Source organism: Devriesea agamarum (assembly GCF_900070355.1).
Lineage (GTDB): Bacteria > Actinomycetota > Actinomycetes > Actinomycetales > Dermabacteraceae > Devriesea > Devriesea agamarum.
In genome coordinates, this window is the sequence record NZ_LN849456.1 from 1,502,622 (window position 1) to 1,517,307 (window position 14,686).

13 protein-coding genes are annotated in these 14,686 nt (G+C 61.6%); 7 read left to right on the forward strand and 6 right to left on the reverse strand.

Annotated elements, in window-relative coordinates; translation table 11 throughout:
* Window positions 1–25 precede the first annotated feature (25 nt).
* The 3 genes from BN1724_RS06555 to BN1724_RS06565 all read left to right on the forward strand — a co-directional run bounded on the left by BN1724_RS06555 (window position 26) and on the right by BN1724_RS06565 (window position 2,390).
* Window positions 26–880 carry an NAD(P)-dependent oxidoreductase gene (locus tag BN1724_RS06555; protein WP_058234713.1) on the forward strand — a complete coding sequence of 285 codons (855 nt, stop codon included), beginning with the start codon at window positions 26–28 and terminating at the stop codon, window positions 878–880.
* Between the two features lie 113 nt (window positions 881–993).
* Complete coding sequence (locus BN1724_RS06560; protein ID WP_058234714.1) at window positions 994–2,178, forward strand: inorganic phosphate transporter; 1,185 nt, start codon at window positions 994–996, stop codon at window positions 2,176–2,178.
* Entirely contained in the window at window positions 2,175–2,390 is a 216-nt protein-coding gene (locus BN1724_RS06565) for a hypothetical protein (RefSeq protein ID WP_058234715.1), read from the forward strand. Before BN1724_RS06560 ends, BN1724_RS06565 begins: the two co-directional genes overlap by 4 nt.
* Before the next feature lie 121 nt (window positions 2,391–2,511).
* Here the strand turns inward: BN1724_RS06565 and BN1724_RS06570 are convergent, their stop codons facing one another.
* From BN1724_RS06570 to BN1724_RS06595, 6 genes are all read right to left on the reverse strand, one after another.
* A complete protein-coding gene (locus tag BN1724_RS06570; RefSeq protein WP_058234716.1) occupies window positions 2,512–3,153 on the reverse strand; it encodes a response regulator transcription factor in 642 nt (213 codons plus the stop codon).
* Window positions 3,150–4,412: a sensor histidine kinase gene (locus BN1724_RS06575; protein WP_231928277.1), complete on the reverse strand. Its 1,263-nt coding sequence runs from the start codon at window positions 4,410–4,412 to the stop codon at window positions 3,150–3,152. The genes BN1724_RS06570 and BN1724_RS06575 overlap by 4 nt, the downstream gene beginning before the upstream one ends.
* A 91-nt stretch (window positions 4,413–4,503) precedes the next feature.
* Window positions 4,504–5,343, reverse strand: coding sequence for an ABC transporter permease (locus BN1724_RS06580; RefSeq protein WP_058234718.1), 840 nt, complete (start codon window positions 5,341–5,343; stop codon window positions 4,504–4,506).
* Window positions 5,344–5,355: 12 nt separating this feature from the next.
* Window positions 5,356–6,231: an ABC transporter ATP-binding protein gene (locus tag BN1724_RS06585; RefSeq protein WP_058234719.1), complete on the reverse strand. Its 876-nt coding sequence runs from the start codon at window positions 6,229–6,231 to the stop codon at window positions 5,356–5,358.
* Between the two features lie 233 nt (window positions 6,232–6,464).
* On the reverse strand, window positions 6,465–8,321 hold the full coding sequence (locus BN1724_RS06590; RefSeq protein ID WP_197671764.1) for a potassium transporter Kup: 1,857 nt from the start codon (window positions 8,319–8,321) through the stop codon (window positions 6,465–6,467).
* Between the two features lie 84 nt (window positions 8,322–8,405).
* On the reverse strand, window positions 8,406–9,302 hold the full coding sequence (locus tag BN1724_RS06595) for an HAD family hydrolase (RefSeq protein ID WP_084252831.1): 897 nt from the start codon (window positions 9,300–9,302) through the stop codon (window positions 8,406–8,408).
* 180 nt (window positions 9,303–9,482) lie between these two features.
* Here BN1724_RS06595 and BN1724_RS06600 point away from each other — a divergent pair, with 180 nt between their 5' ends.
* Genes BN1724_RS06600 through BN1724_RS06615 form a run of 4 tightly spaced genes read left to right on the forward strand, consistent with a single transcriptional unit; the run spans window position 9,483 to window position 14,639 of the window.
* On the forward strand, window positions 9,483–10,454 hold the full coding sequence (locus BN1724_RS06600; RefSeq protein ID WP_084252832.1) for a PfkB family carbohydrate kinase: 972 nt from the start codon (window positions 9,483–9,485) through the stop codon (window positions 10,452–10,454).
* Window positions 10,451–11,614, forward strand: a complete 1,164-nt coding sequence (locus BN1724_RS06605; RefSeq protein WP_058234721.1) for a family 20 glycosylhydrolase — start codon at window positions 10,451–10,453, stop codon at window positions 11,612–11,614. Before BN1724_RS06600 ends, BN1724_RS06605 begins: the two co-directional genes overlap by 4 nt.
* Before the next feature lie 7 nt (window positions 11,615–11,621).
* Complete coding sequence (locus tag BN1724_RS06610) at window positions 11,622–13,052, forward strand: sulfatase-like hydrolase/transferase (protein WP_058234722.1); 1,431 nt, start codon at window positions 11,622–11,624, stop codon at window positions 13,050–13,052.
* Window positions 13,053–14,639 (forward strand): sulfatase family protein, encoded by a 1,587-nt coding sequence (locus BN1724_RS06615; protein ID WP_084252833.1) that lies wholly within the window; start codon window positions 13,053–13,055, stop codon window positions 14,637–14,639. It abuts the gene before it with no gap.
* Window positions 14,640–14,686: the final 47 nt, after the last annotated feature.

Here is a 14,686-nt window from a genome sequence, read left to right on the forward strand (position 1 = left end):
GATCACACGGAGTTACGCTGTTGCCATGAAAATCGCTTTCCTGGGAACCGGCAAGCTGGGCACCGAATTAGCCCGCCACCTCCTGCGAGACCACGACCTCACGGTATGGAACCGCACCCTCGAACGAACGAAGCCTCTGCGCGATGAGGGGGCCACCTGCGCTGCGACCCCTGCGGAGGCGGTTGCTGGTGCCGAGGTGGTGGTCAGCTGCCTGTTCGGCCCGGATGCCGTCCGCGAGACGATTATCGCCCCACAGCTCATTCCCGACGGTATGCCCTGGTTGGATGCGACGACGGTGTCGCCGGCGGACGGGGAGGAGTTCGCCCGTGCTGTCCCCAGCTATGTGGCAACCCCCGTGGTCGGCTCCCTGGGGCCGGCCCGGGCTGGCAAGCTCGGCGTCTACGTGGGCGGAACGGATCCCCAGGCTCGAAAGCTCGCCGCCGAGATTGTGACCCCTTGGGCAGACGCCGACCGGCTAATCGTGGTCACCGATGCGGCTGAAGCCGCCGTCGCCAAACTGTTGGCGAACCTGGCCCTTGCAGTCAGTGCCCAGGGCTTAACCGAAGCGCTCACGCTCGGGCGGGCGCGCGGACTGGATGATGCCCGGGTTCTAGATTTGCTCGCCCACACCGGCCTGGCTTTTATCGCGGGGATGAAACGCAACTTCGTGCTCGGCGAGGCCGACGTGCGCGACGCCCACTTCGCCGTGGATGCCATCGCCAAAGACGCCCGCCTCATGCTCAGCACCTCCGACCGGGATTTGCCGGCCACCCGCGCCGCTCTGAAGTCCCTTGAGGCAGCTGAAACCCGTGGACAGGGGGCCTTCGACTTCTCGGTGATCACGTTGCCACCAGAGTCCACACCCGACGCTGATATGTGACCTGCCGCGATTTACGTCATGCCTGGAACCTCCCGACATGCCGATCCTTGCCTAGAGCGGGTAGCATCCCGTCGTCGCATACATGACTCAACGGTGAACGGAGTTTGAATTCCGTGGACGTCTCCCTCGTGGTGATCCTGGTGGTCATCCTCGCTCTGTTCTTCGACTTCACGAACGGCTTTCACGACACCGCCAACGCGATGGCAACCCCCATCGCCACCGGTGCCATCAAGCCGAAACCCGCGGTGGCTCTAGCTGCTGTGCTGAACCTGGTCGGCGCGTTCCTATCTGTCGAAGTGGCGCAGACCATCTCCGGCGGTTTGATTCGCGAAGGTGCCAATGGCGTTCAGATCACACCCGAATTTGTGTTCGCGGGTTTGGTGGGCGCTGTGCTGTGGAACCTGCTGACCTGGCTGCTGGGCCTGCCGTCATCGTCCTCACACGCCCTGTTCGGCGGGTTGATCGGCGCTGCCATCGTGGGGTCGGGCATCGGGGCAATTGACGGCGGAGTTGTCGTCCAAAAAATCCTGCTGCCCGCGCTAGTTGCGCCCGCGGTTGCCGGGACGGCGGCATTCTTGTCCACTCGTTTGGCCTACGCCATTACAGCCAAGGGCACCCGCGGATCCTTTAGAGCCGGCCAGTTATTTTCCGCGTCACTCGTGGCACTCTCCCACGGAACCAACGACGCCCAAAAAACCATGGGCGTGATCACCCTGGTTCTGGTCTCGGCAGGTATGCAGCAGGCGGGCACTCCCCCGCACTTCTGGGTCATTCTTTCCTGCGCGCTCGCCATTGCCATCGGTACGTATTCCGGAGGCTGGCGGATCATCCGCACCATGGGCCGCGGCATCACCGAAATCAAACCTGTTCAGGGCTTTTCTGCTGAGGTCTCCACCGCCTCAGCCATTCTCGCCTCCAGCCACCTCGGATTCGCCCTGTCCACCACGCAGGTCGCCTCCGGCTCCGTGCTCGGTTCGGGACTGGGACGTCGTGGTTCCTCCGTGCAGTGGGGAACGGCGGGCCGTATCGCGCTGGCCTGGCTGCTCACCCTTCCGTCGGCGGGCATTATCGGCGCTGTGTCGGCTGCTCTCATGCACGTGAGCGAAGCCGGTTTCATGATCGTCGCGATCGCCGGTATGGCCGGCATCGCAATTATCTTCGTGATCTCCCAACGCAGCGCCGTCACCCATAAGAACGCCCTGTCAGAGGTTGAGGAAGTAGGCGAGACGGTACACCGTCCCCGTCGGCGCCGCGGCAAGAAATCTGGCGGCTCTAAGGGTAAGGAGACCCGCTCATGATCGAGTTCCTTCAAGTGACCGTCGTGACTATCGGTTCCGCACTCATCTTGGTCGGCCTCTTCGCTGGCGGAGTGCGTTTACGCGGCGAAGCTCAAGAACGCACCGGTTCAACTCGGACGGCGCTCATGACAGCATCCGTCGCCTGCACCACCCTGTGTGCTCTGGCTGTGCTGTTCGGGCTCTATCTGCTCATCCCGTACTTTCACCACTGAGCCGGGCTGTGCTGAGGCCCTAGAGCGGCCTTACTTGGCGCAGCCCCGCCTGTCTTAACCCGCTCCTGACCACATCCGCACAGGCTAGAACGCACCTGCGCAGGCAGATCGCATCACCCGGTTAAAGCCACCCGTTATCCAGGGCTTTGCGCACGGCTTCCGCGCGATTGATCACCCCAAGCTTTCCAATCGCCGACGAAATGTGATTGCGCACCGTCCCCTCGGACAGATACAACCGGGCAGCGATAGCTGCGGTCGTTCCTCCCTTAGCTGTTTCCTGCAACACGGTGGTCTCTCGGTCACTGAGCGGTGAGATACCGACAGACAGTGAGGCTGCGGCAAGTTCCGGATCGAGTACCCGAAGGCCGCAGTGCACACGACGAATCCCATCGACCAGGCGCTCCACCGGTGCATCCTTCACCATGAACCCCGCAGCGCCCGCCTCAAGGGTGCGTCGAAGATAGCCCGGTCTGCCGAAGGTCGTCAGCACAATCACCCGGGTTTTCAGCCCACTTCCGACCATCCGTTCAGCCACCTCAATACCATCCTGCGGGATACGCACATTTTCGTCACCGCCGTTGACGCCGGGCGGCATCTGCACATCGAGCAGGAGAATATCGGGCCTCGTGCGCTGCACCACCTGGAGAGTCTGCGCACAGGTGGATGCCTGTCCGACAATATCGAGATCTGTTTCGAGCCCCAGTAACGCTGCCAGACCTTCCCGTAAAAGGTCCTGATCATCAGCAAGAACTAGACGTATCACGCAACCGGCTCCTCGGATTGAACGGATGCGCCATCGACATCAGAACCACGGATGCGAACGTACTCACCGACATCACTTCCGGCATATCCCGCGGCCTCGCCCCGAGCTGACCGTCCACCATCGCAGCCGCGGGCGCTCGGCTCGTTCAGAACGATGCTGAGCGAGGTGCCCCGAGGGATACCGTCTCCGCTGCGAGTATCCAATTCGAGCCGCGCCCCTACCGCCTCGGCCCGGGCAACCAGCCCTGCAAGCCCCGAACCGGGTCTATCCTGCTTTGCTTGGGGCGTGGCGCGGCGGGTCCTCTCTATCCCGAGCCCGTCGTCAACAATCGTCACCCGATCTGAATGCACCTCGATCCAGCATCGGGTGGCCTCCGAATGACGCACCGTGTTGGTAATCCCCTCCCGGATCGCGTAACCAAATAGTTCACTGACCTCGTCAGAAAGAATCGGGATCGCGGACGGAAAATATCCCGCAATCCCCGCAGCACTCAGCACCGAACGCGCAGACGCTACCTCCGTTGCGACTCGCACCTCGCGCATGCCCGATGCGGTAGCCCGCACATCGGACAGGGCCTGCCGGCTCATGGTCTCAATCTTGTCCAGCTGCTCGGCGCATGCCATGGGATCAGCAGTCAACTGACGACGCGCGAGTTGGGCCGTCACCGTAATCACCGTGAGGGAATGCCCGAGCAGGTCGTGCAAATCCCGTCCAATCCGCTCGCGTTCAGCAGCCACTGCCAGCACCGCGTTGCGCTGTTCAACCGCGCTTAACCTGGCTTCCAGTCTCGCTTTTTCAAAGGTAATGCTGAGCGATAACCCGGTAAATAGTGCTGCGACGGCCAGCAGGGCCGAGAGGGTGTTTCCCAGCCATAAAGACAGCGCGAATGCTCCGCCCGCACAGATAACGGTGAGGATACGGGCTGTTTTGAGATCTGCCAGCATGACAATAGCGCCCGCCCAAAATATTGCCATATACAGCACATCGGATGTGACGAGAAGGGCCAGCGCGACCATGAGTCCGGCCATCATTCCCAGATAAACCCAGGCTCCGCGCTGACCGAACGTGGGCCGCACGCCGGGGGCTAAAACAAAGAGCACACCGAAGACAAGACAGAGGATGGTCACCGCGACCGCAAGGTGCAACGGGTTGCCCATCCAGGCCGGAATGATCATAAAAAGCAGATAGATGAGGCTTGTGACACAGAATGCAAAGCCGCCAGATTCTCTAGCAGCCCGATAGAGCTCCCCAATCCGCATGGTCACCTCACCATCCTCTCTTTTCACGTCTTAGTATGCCCACGGGGTTTCGTCCATGCACCTGCTCACGGGAGCACGGAGGCTCACCGTCTCAGCCTCGGGTCCTACCTCCCATGCGACGGAATCCGAGCATCGCGAGAAGACCCAACACCACCGTCCAGATCACCAGGATCACAAACGCGCTCACGGGAACAGCTCCGCCTTCAAACGTCCACCGACCAAACTCACTGATCGCAAAGGTGGGAAGCGCTTTACCGACGTTTTGAAGCCATGCCGGCAGCATTTCCATCGGCATCCACAAACCGCCTGCAACGGCAAACAGCATGAGCACAATAGTGGTGGTCGCCTGCACCGCGCTGGCCCGCAAGAACAGACCGATGACGATGCCGAGCAAAATCATCGGAAGCAGCGTGACCCACAGCATCGGAAGAGCCAGCAACCACGTGCGCACACTAAATGGCGCTGTTCCAACAACCGCCCCGGCAATAAATACGCCAATCAGGGCGGGTAGCAGCACCAGGCTGGCAGTCACGATTTTCCCGATCAAAAAGTCGCGGTTACTGAGCCCGGCAATGAGCAGCTGACGAATCCAACCGCTGGCACGTTCGGTCTGGATACGAGCACCCGCATTCAAAGCTGCGCCGAGACCCCCGTAAGCAGCCATATTGACCATGAACACGGTTCCAGCGGAGACCTTTCCAAGCTCATTGGAACCCCAAATCGCGTTGAACAAAATGAACAGCATGATTGGCAACGCGACCGTGAAGAAGACGAATGTGCCGTCTCGAAAAACCCCGAGGGTATTGCGGAGACAGTAGCTAAGCAAAGGTGAGGATGCGCGGGCGGTTGCTGATCGTTGCGGATTGGCGTGGGGAGGACGGGGGTATGCGGTTTGGTTGATGCGCCCGGTGGGCGAGCTGGGATTCGACATGGCTGTGTCCTTTCAGTGGCTGGTGAGTTGAACGAAAGCGTCTTCGAGCCGCGGCGCCGCAACCTCCACGCCGTGAACGGGCAGATCCGAGGTGAAAATGTCTCGCAACGTAGCGTCGGAATCGTCGGTGTCGATCCGTACCCGGGATCCGTCCATGCGCACCCCGGTCACGCCAGACAGGTGGGCGAGGGCTTCAGGGGCAACACCTGTCAAGCTGATGCTGCGGCCACCGGCCACGTTTTTAATGTCGTGCCCGGTGCCGTCAGCAACCTTGCGTCCACGGTCCATCACCACCACCCGGTCGGCTTCCTGGTCCGCTTCGTCGAGGTAGTGGGTGGCGAACACGATGGTGCGTCCTTCGCGCGCCACCTGGCGCATGCGCGACCAAAAGCTGCGCCTCGTTTCTACATCCATGGCGGCGGTTGGTTCGTCGAGCAGCAAGATCTGGGGGTCGCCCAGTAACGCCATTGCGAATCTGACCTTTTGCGCCTGGCCGCCGGATAGTTTGTCGCAGGACGCGGACATCACGTCGGCTATTCCCGCTCGTTCCACAGCGTCATCGAGGGGGATCGGATGACGGTGGATTCCCCGCAGCAGCATGAGCATGGCGCGTACGCTCCGGTTCTCCCACAGCGGAGCGTTTTGCAGCATCGCTCCGATCAGACCGGCTCGGGTTGCCTCCACGGGGCTCATTCCGGCAACTCGGACCTGTCCCTCACTAGGTGGGATGAGGCCGAGGATCATTTCGGTGGTGGTGGATTTCCCTGCACCGTTGGGTCCGAGCAGGGCGAGGATCTGCCCGCTGGAGATCGTGAGGTCAAGGTGATCGACGGCGGTGAGGTCGCCGTAGCGTTTAGTGAGACCGACAAGTTCGATGGCATTGCTCATGCCTCTACTCTTCTCGGAGGAGGGCTCCACCGCTTGAGGGCGATGTCACGATTGGACCATGACAGCTGTCATGATCTATCGCGTGCGGCTGGGCATCGTCTCACCAGCGGCGCCTGGTCCAGGAAAGGCCCAGACTCAGGCACAGGCACAGAGCCAATTTCAAGGCCGCCCAGGGGATAAACCAGGGACAGGCTCAGGATCAACCCCGTGGCGCGACAAAGCCAGCAGCGGCGCTAGACAGCCAGTTGAGATGACAGTTCCAGAGTTCTCTCCCGGGGAAGACAGGCCCGGCGGGCAGGAGAGTCAGACAGCATGGTCAGCGCGATAAACAGTCGTCCACGCCAGCCGGTCAGAGCCGAACCCTGGCGGCGTGGAACGAAACGCATATGGGAAAGCATGAAGGTGGCGTGATCGATATCGTCCTTCGGTAGCGCCCGGCGCAGAATCTCTGGAAGATTGCGCCCTTCCATGTAGCCAAAACGCACGGTCAGGTGATCCAGGCCGGACAGCCTGGTGCCGAGGTGGTCGCGGGTGACCCGTTCCTCATCGCTGACGTAAGGCCGATCCACATCGTCCATGCGCACGATGATGATGCGTTCGGGCAGAGCCCGGGTCAGACGGGCAAGACGCCGCAACGCATACGGAGCAGTGGAGGTACCGGCGTGAGGAAAGACGATGGTGCCAGGGACCCGGCGAATCGAGGGCGATGACAAAAGGCCGAGCAGAGCACCCAAATCACCTTCGATAGTGGCGCGTTTGCGCGAGATCCGGTGGCTCATGGTGAACCACGTCGTCATCACGATGAAACCGACGACCGCGAGCACCACCGGTAGCCATCCTCCGGACGCAATTTTGATCGCGTTGGCCGCAAACAGAAGCGACTCCAGCCCGATCAGGGCCACTCCCACAGGGATCAGCACCCACAGTGGCCACTGCCAGGTCCGCCGGGCATGTTCCAGCAAAAGCACAGTCGTCAAAAGGAAGGTCGCGGTCACGGCCACCCCGTAGGCGGTTGCCAGGGCAGTGGATGATTCAAATATGACCACCACGAGGACCACGCAGACAAACAGGATCATGGTCACCACCGGGATCTCAATCTGCCCGGAGTGGGTCGCCGACGTGTGGCGGACACGCATTCCCGGAAGGTATCCGAGCCGCATCGCCTGACGGACCACCGAGTAGGTTCCCGAAATCACCGCCTGGGATGCGATAACAGTGGCGCAGGTGGCGAGCACCACCAACGGAAGCGTGAGGAAGTGCGGGGCCAGATGGAAAAAGGGGTTATCGCGGGTGGATGGGTTCCCGAGAACCAACGCACCTTGTCCGAGATAGTTCACGATGAGCGCCGGATACGCGACAAAGAGCCACACCCTACGAATAGCTGAGGCCCCGAAATGGCCGAGGTCGGCGTACAGCGCTTCTGCCCCGGTCACCGACAGCACAACCGCCCCGAGGGCTACGAACGCGAGCATGGGGTGCTCGATCGCAAAGAATATCGCCGACGTCGGTAGTAATGCGTACAGAACCTGCGGATGGGCCAGAAGATGGGGAAGGCCGAGCGCGAATAAAACACCGAACCAGAGCAGCATGACGGGCCCGAATACGACCCCGATCCCGCCCGTGCCTGCTCGCTGCACCGCGAACAGGACCACGATAATGACCAGGGTGATAGGAACGACGTGCAAAGCGTGTCCCGGGGAGACAACCCCTAGTCCCTCTACCGCTGACAGCACGGAAATAGCGGGAGTGATCACGCCGTCGCCGAGGAACAGGCAGGCTCCGCCGATCCCGATCAGTAGCGCGATACCGGCGAAGCGACCACCCGGCCGCAACTCGCGCAGCCGCTGGTGTACGAGGGTGGCAAGGGACAGGATGCCGCCTTCACCGTCGTGGTCTGCCCGCAGGACAATCGCAACATAGGTGATGGAGACGATGAGGGTAAGGGTCCATACCAGCAGGGAGAGTAGTCCGATCACCTCGTTCTGACCGACTCCGAGGTCGAACGCGGTATGCATGGTGTACAGGGGGCTCGTGCCGATGTCGCCGAAGACCACACCGAGCGCGCCGAGCATAAGGGATCGCCTGGTCACCGCTGAACGATAGTTCTTCATCCAGACCGTTCCCTCAAAGTTTCCTGACCACTATCCAGTCAATCGCACGATAACCCCTGATCCCTACCTGTCAAGCCCCTCACGTCCCTCATGTCCCTCACATCTCTCAAGCAGCTCGCCCAGCACCTGAGCCACCCCATCCTGGTCATGAGATGGAGACACCCGATCAGCCACCGCATGAACCTCAGGGTGGGCGTTATCCACCGCCCACCCTACGGCTGCCCACCTCAGCATCGGCAGGTCATTGGGCATATCCCCGAACGCCCACACGTCATCAGCGCTAATCCCCTGCCGCCCGCACCAAGCTTCCAGCGCACTGGCTTTGCTCACCCCAACCGGCCCGATCTCTGCAAGACCCCCCGGCCCCGAATACGACAGCACCGCCCGATCACCCACGACCTCGGCCACCCGAGACAAAAACAGGTTCTCATCCTCCGCGCAGCGGTGATCCACCCGAGCTAAAAGTTTGCCTGCAGGCTGGGCCAACGTCTCAATCGGGCCGGTCACCACATTGTCGGGTACCCACTGCGGGTACAGATCCGGGTACCCCGTCTCCCGATGAAAACCGTCGCCGCATTCCGCAGCAAACCCGATCCCGGGAATTTCACGCCGCAAGTCTGCGGCGATGTCAGCGACCAAGTCCGGATTAAGCGTGTGCCGGTCGAGAATGGTGCGCTCCACCGTGTCGTAGACGAACGCGCCATTGGCACACAGCGCCACCCCGTGCGCTCCGGCGATCCCAGACAGGTGATCAACCCACCGGGGTGGTCGCGCCGTGACCAGCACCGTCATCACATCGTGCTCCCACATGCGGGCCAGAACATCACGCGTGCGCTTGCTGACGGACCCGTCGGATCGAAGCAAGGTACCGTCGAGATCGGTGGCAATAAGGCGAGGCCGTGGCAGGCCGCCGCTGAATCGGGGGGTGACTGGCGGCGTGCCCTCAGAGCGCGATGACATCGACCCATTCTAAAGAGTGCGCAATAACCCGCACCCTGACCTCTCGACCCACCTGTCGCGGTGTCTCGCCACCCCCTAAAACCCGTGCTGTCCTCAAGGTATGCATGGTCTGCCGGGGTCAAAAGTCCCGATATTCTCAGGTCCGTCATCAGGGCCCTCAAAACCCCTAAGATACTTTTCATGCCCCGTGTGCTTCACACTGCCCAGGCCCTCGTCGACATCGTCGTCGATGTCCCCGGTCTGCCGCCGCACGGAGGCAATGTCAATGCCACCGCGGTTAATCGGTATGCCGGGGGTGCGAGCACAATTTTGCTGGCCGCCGCACGTACCGGAGCCACAGCGGTCCACGGCGGCGCCCACGGTACCGGACCTCACGGTGATCTCATCCGGTCTGTCCTCGCCGCTGACGGGGTCGCTTTATCGGATGCGCCGATCCCCGATCAGGACACCGGATCCTGTTTTGTCTTCGTGGAACCGACCGCCGAACGCACTTTTGTCACCACCTACGGGGCTGAACGCCGCATTAGCGTGAAGTCTCTGTCCACGCTCGCCCCCGCCCCCGACGATTTCGTGTGTATCAGCGGGTACAGCCTGTTTCCACCCACCCGGGATCCTCTGCTCGGCTTCCTGCGCATACTCCCTCGTGATGCACAGATCGTGCTAGACCCCGGAGACGCCTTCGCGGAATTTCCCCGTGAGCTCCAGCGTGAGGTCCTAACCCGGGCCACCCTGTGGACTTCTAATGCAGATGAGGCCCGGGCGCTGACCGGCATTGAGGATCTCCTCGGCACCCTGCCAGCTATCGCACGGTTTTTACCACCGGGTGCCATCGTCGTCGTGCGCGATGGCGCTCGCGGCTGCTACCTGCTTCATCACGGCCATACGCTACATATTCCAGGCTTTCCGCAAATTCCCGTAGACACGAACGGGGCAGGTGATACCCATACCGGCACCCTGGTCGCCGAACGTGCGCTGGGCGCTGATTGGCCTGAGGCTGCGCGTCGAGCTAATGCCGCTGCCGCTCTCGCCGTGACTCGCCGCGGACCGACCAATGTTCCGCATAGAGCGGAAGTCGATGACTTTCTGCGACATTATTCCCCCTCAGACCTGCCCGTCCCACCCCCGACCACCAGCAGGAGTATCCCCTTATGACCACGCCCCCGGCCCAGGCGGCCGCTGCCACCGCGCACACCGCAGCGCCGATCAACGAGCGCGGCGTCATGCTCGATATCGGCCGTAAAGACTTTTCTCCGGGGTGGATTTTCTGGCTCCTGGATCAAATGGCCGAACGAGATCTGACGACGCTGCAGCTGCACCTGTCCGATGGTCTCGGTTTCCGCATCGCTTCACATGCCTACCCTGATGTCACCTCGCCCCATCACCTGCTGCGTCACGATGTGCTGGAGATTTTAGAGGCGGCGGAGGATCGCGGCATCACCGTGATTGGAGATGTCGACACCCCGTCGCATATGGAATACCTGCTGCGCAACCGGCCCGAGTTCTCGCTGCGCCTGGCTGATGGCCGGACGCTTCCCGGGCATCTGGATCTGTCGTTGGCGGCAGCGCGGGAATTCGTGCGGGATGTCGTCAGCGACATGGTGGACCTGTTTCGGTCGCGCCCCGCTGGTGCCCGCGTGTTCCACCTGGGTGGGGATGAGTATTTCCCAGCGCCCTGGCAGGAGGGCACTGATCATGCGTTCACCGATGAGGATGCGCCTCAGCTCGGGGCGTGGGCGCGGGAGGTGACCGGGGACCAGCGCGCCACCATGTATGACGCCTACACCCTGTATATGAACTCCCTCGCGGACCTGGTGCGGTCGCGCGGTTTGACCGCACGCATTTGGAATGACCATGTTCGCCCTGGTCAGGGCGTGGTTCGCTTGGATCCACAGACCCAGGTTGATGTCTGGGTGCGCTGGAATGACACGTTCCCGAGCGCCACCGATATTGCCCGGCAAGGCCACGATCTGATCAACTCCAATGGTGACTACCTGTACATCATCTTGACCGAAGAAGGTATCGGCACCGGACCGTGGAAGAACCCTCAGGGTGTGAAGTCATATTTCCATCCGCGACGTTTTATGGGGGCGGCTGGGTCTCACGCCGACCACGATGTCGATGCCAGTATTCCGGTGATCGGCTCCCACCTGTCGATCTGGTGCGACCACCCCGATGCGGTTTGCGAACAGGAGCTGGCCGCGATCATTCCGGCGTGGCTGGACGCCTACGCGGCTGCGACTCGCTCCGACCGTCCCCTTCCCCCTTCTCCCCATGTGACACTGCACCATACCAAAACCCAATTTGGCAGATGATTATGCGATGAACCGCCCCAATGTCGTTCTTTTCCTGACCGACGATCAAGGCCCCTGGGCTCTGGGCCGATATACCCCGGAGTTTCACACCCCGACCATTGACCGCCTCGCTGATGAGGGCACCAGCCTCGAACGCTTCTTCTGCGCGTCGCCGGTGTGTTCGCCTGCGCGAGCGTCGCTGCTCACAGGCCGGATGCCGTCGGGCCATGGCATTCACGACTGGATCACCCCCGACGGAGTGGACCATCCCCTGCCCTCCCCCACCTTTTTAGAGGGCAGGGAGACCATCGCGCAGCTGCTGAGTCGGTCCGGCTATATCTGCGCCATGGTCGGAAAATGGCACGCCGGGTATGCGCATGACCCCGCTCCCGGATACGATTACTGGTACTCCCATCGGTACGGTGGCGGCCCCTACTACAACGCCCCGATCTGGGCGTTTGACCATTGCACTGGCCGCAGCACGGTGAGCGCTGAACCTGCGGAAGAACCCCGTTATTTCACCGATGCGGTGGGGGAACAGGCCGTCGATTTCCTCACCCATCATCGGGACGACCAGAAACCGTTCTTCTTGCATGTCGCCACGACCGCCCCGCACGATCCGTGGACCGGCGGAAACCATCCGCAGGAGCTTCTCGACCTGTTTGCGGACACCGATTTTCCGTCTATCCCGCAGGGCGAGGTTCATCCGTGGTCCCTTCCCGGGGTGTTCGATGATGCCCGCGCGAATCGGCACGGGGCACTTTCGGGTTATGCGGCGGCGGTAGCAGGGGTTGATCGCATGGTTGATCGCGTGCTCACGCAGCTAACCCAGCTCGGTTTACTGGAGAACACCATCGTCATCTTCACGTCGGACAATGGGTTTTCGTGCGGTCATCACGGTATTTGGGGGAAGGGCAACGGGACTTCACCATTGAACTTCTGGGAACCTAGCGTGCGGGTTCCGTTCATTGTGCGCGGTCCTGGCATTGCCGTAGGGCGTAGCTGCGATGCATTGGTGAGTTCCACGAGCGTGTATGAGACGGTGGCTGAGCTAACCGGCTCCGCGCCTGCCGATGATCCTCTGCGCCACGGTCGCAGCGTCGTCGATGTGCTGAGGTCTGACGGTGACGATAACCCTGGCGGTGAGGAGTTTGTTCGTGTCATCGACGAGTACGGTGGGGGCCGTATGGTGCGCACCGATACGCACAAACTTGTTCTTCGCTATGACGGCCCGGGAGAGCTCTACCAGCTCGATGACGATCCCCTCGAACAGAACAATCTTTTCGGGGTTGCCAGCGCCAAGGGGATTCAAGACGAGTTGACGGGGCTGCTTCACCGCGACTTCGCCGCCTGCATTGATCCGGCTCTGGATGGCTGGCAGCTCCCGATTACAGGATCCGGTCAACGCCTACCCATTCCTTCTACCACCAGCACCCATCAAGTATTCAGGAGCCGTTAAATGACCGAGAGTCACACCCCTCACCGCCCAAACATCCTGCTGATTATTTCCGACGACCACGGATACGGCGATGTCTCGTGGAGAAGCACCGACCAGCAGGTCCATACCCCGAATCTGGATGCACTCGCTGCATCCGGTGTCATCTTCGACCAGGGATACGTCAGCGCACCGATCTGCTCACCCTCGCGCGCCGGTTTGATTACCGGCGCCCACCAGCAGCGCTGGGGCGCCCGTTGGTTCGACTCCTCCCACTTCGCCCCGGAGCCCTATCACACCATCCCCGAGGTTCTGCGCACAGCCGGATACCGCACGGGCTATTTCGGGAAGGTGCATTACGGTCCGGAACGACCGGGGGACCGCGCCTGCCCTGAAAACCACGGTTTCGATACCAGTTTTTACGGTCTGGCGGGCCTGTCCATGGGCCGACTGCACTATCTGCACCACAGCCAGTCGGCTGTCGAGGAGTACGGTGAGGCCGCAGCCGTCAACGGCGTCGCCCCGATGCTAGAAGGTGGCCAGGAGGTCGACTGCGAACGGCACCTCACCGTCGAGTTCGCGCAGCGGGCCATGGATTTCATGACCGATGACCAGCAAGATTCACCGTTCTTCTGCATGTTGGCGTTTAATGCCGTCCACAATTTCGCCTGGCAGCTCCCACAGGAGGAACTGGATGAGCGAGGCCTTCCTGTCCACCCCGATTTCGACTCCGGGGCGGCTGAATACCTCGACTGGTACGACGGCGCGATCAGTCCCAATCTCGATCACGGACGTGAGTACTACCTGGCTCAGCTGGAAATTATGGACCGTGAAATTGGCCGAGTTCTGGCGCGGCTCGAGGAGACAGGGCAGCGCGAGAATACGCTGATCGTGTATCTCACCGATAACGGAGGGTCCCGCTGCAATTACGGTGACAACTCTCCGCTGACCGGGACGAAGTATTCGCTGTATGAAGGCGGCGTCCGAGTTCCGTTCATCGTCTCGTGGCCGGGCGTCACCCCCGCTGGAGCCACGACCCGTGCTTTAGCCTCCAGTTTGGACCTCATGCCTACGTTCGCGGCCGCCGCCGGGGCTGCCTTGCCCGACGGTATTCCGGTCGATGGGATCGACCTCGCCCCGGTTTTGAGCGCGCCAGATAGCGCCAGCGCCCACGAGGAACTGCATTTCGATACCGGACATCAGTGGGCGGTCCGCACCCCCGAATGGAAGTTGCGCTGCACCCAGACCTCTGAGAAAACGACGCATTTCCGTAACTATCTGCTGTCTGTCGAACATACCGACCTCGGACCCGACCTGGCGCTGCACCGCATCGGTGAGAGCGTGGACGAATCCGAGGATCTTTCCGCTGATTTCCCCGAGGTGGTTCGCGATTTGACGGCTCGGCATGAGCGCTGGGCGGCCTCCATAGAAAGCCCGGCCTCACCAGGTGTGGGCACATCGGCCAAGGATAGCCGCGCTGACAAAACCGGCCAGATTGACCAAGCTGATCAAGCCGACCGGGCTGATCAGCCTGACAAGACTGTCTCGGCTAGCCAAAGTGACCGCACTGGCCGTGACGCCTATCGGTCGCTGTCTCCTTGGATGTCCTGACTCCCCTGGTTCGGGCACGCGTCGCGATTTGGGCGCACATTGTAGTT

Bases quoted from the DNA above. Each gene is read 5' to 3' on its own strand.
- BN1724_RS06555 (WP_058234713.1), top strand. From the start codon at position 26: ATGAAAATCGCTTTCCTGGGAACCGGCAAGCTGGGCACCGAATTAGCC.
- BN1724_RS06565 (WP_058234715.1), top strand. From the start codon at position 2,175: ATGATCGAGTTCCTTCAAGTGACCGTCGTGACTATCGGTTCCGCACTC.
- BN1724_RS06610 (WP_058234722.1), top strand. From the start codon at position 11,622: ATGAACCGCCCCAATGTCGTTCTTTTCCTGACCGACGATCAAGGCCCC.
- BN1724_RS06580 (WP_058234718.1), bottom strand. From the start codon at position 5,343: ATGTCGAATCCCAGCTCGCCCACCGGGCGCATCAACCAAACCGCATAC.
- BN1724_RS06605 (WP_058234721.1), top strand. From the start codon at position 10,451: ATGACCACGCCCCCGGCCCAGGCGGCCGCTGCCACCGCGCACACCGCA.
- BN1724_RS06595 (WP_084252831.1), bottom strand. From the start codon at position 9,302: ATGTCATCGCGCTCTGAGGGCACGCCGCCAGTCACCCCCCGATTCAGC.
- BN1724_RS06575 (WP_231928277.1), bottom strand. From the start codon at position 4,412: ATGCGGATTGGGGAGCTCTATCGGGCTGCTAGAGAATCTGGCGGCTTT.
- BN1724_RS06600 (WP_084252832.1), top strand. From the start codon at position 9,483: ATGCCCCGTGTGCTTCACACTGCCCAGGCCCTCGTCGACATCGTCGTC.
- BN1724_RS06585 (WP_058234719.1), bottom strand. From the start codon at position 6,231: ATGAGCAATGCCATCGAACTTGTCGGTCTCACTAAACGCTACGGCGAC.
- BN1724_RS06615 (WP_084252833.1), top strand. From the start codon at position 13,053: ATGACCGAGAGTCACACCCCTCACCGCCCAAACATCCTGCTGATTATT.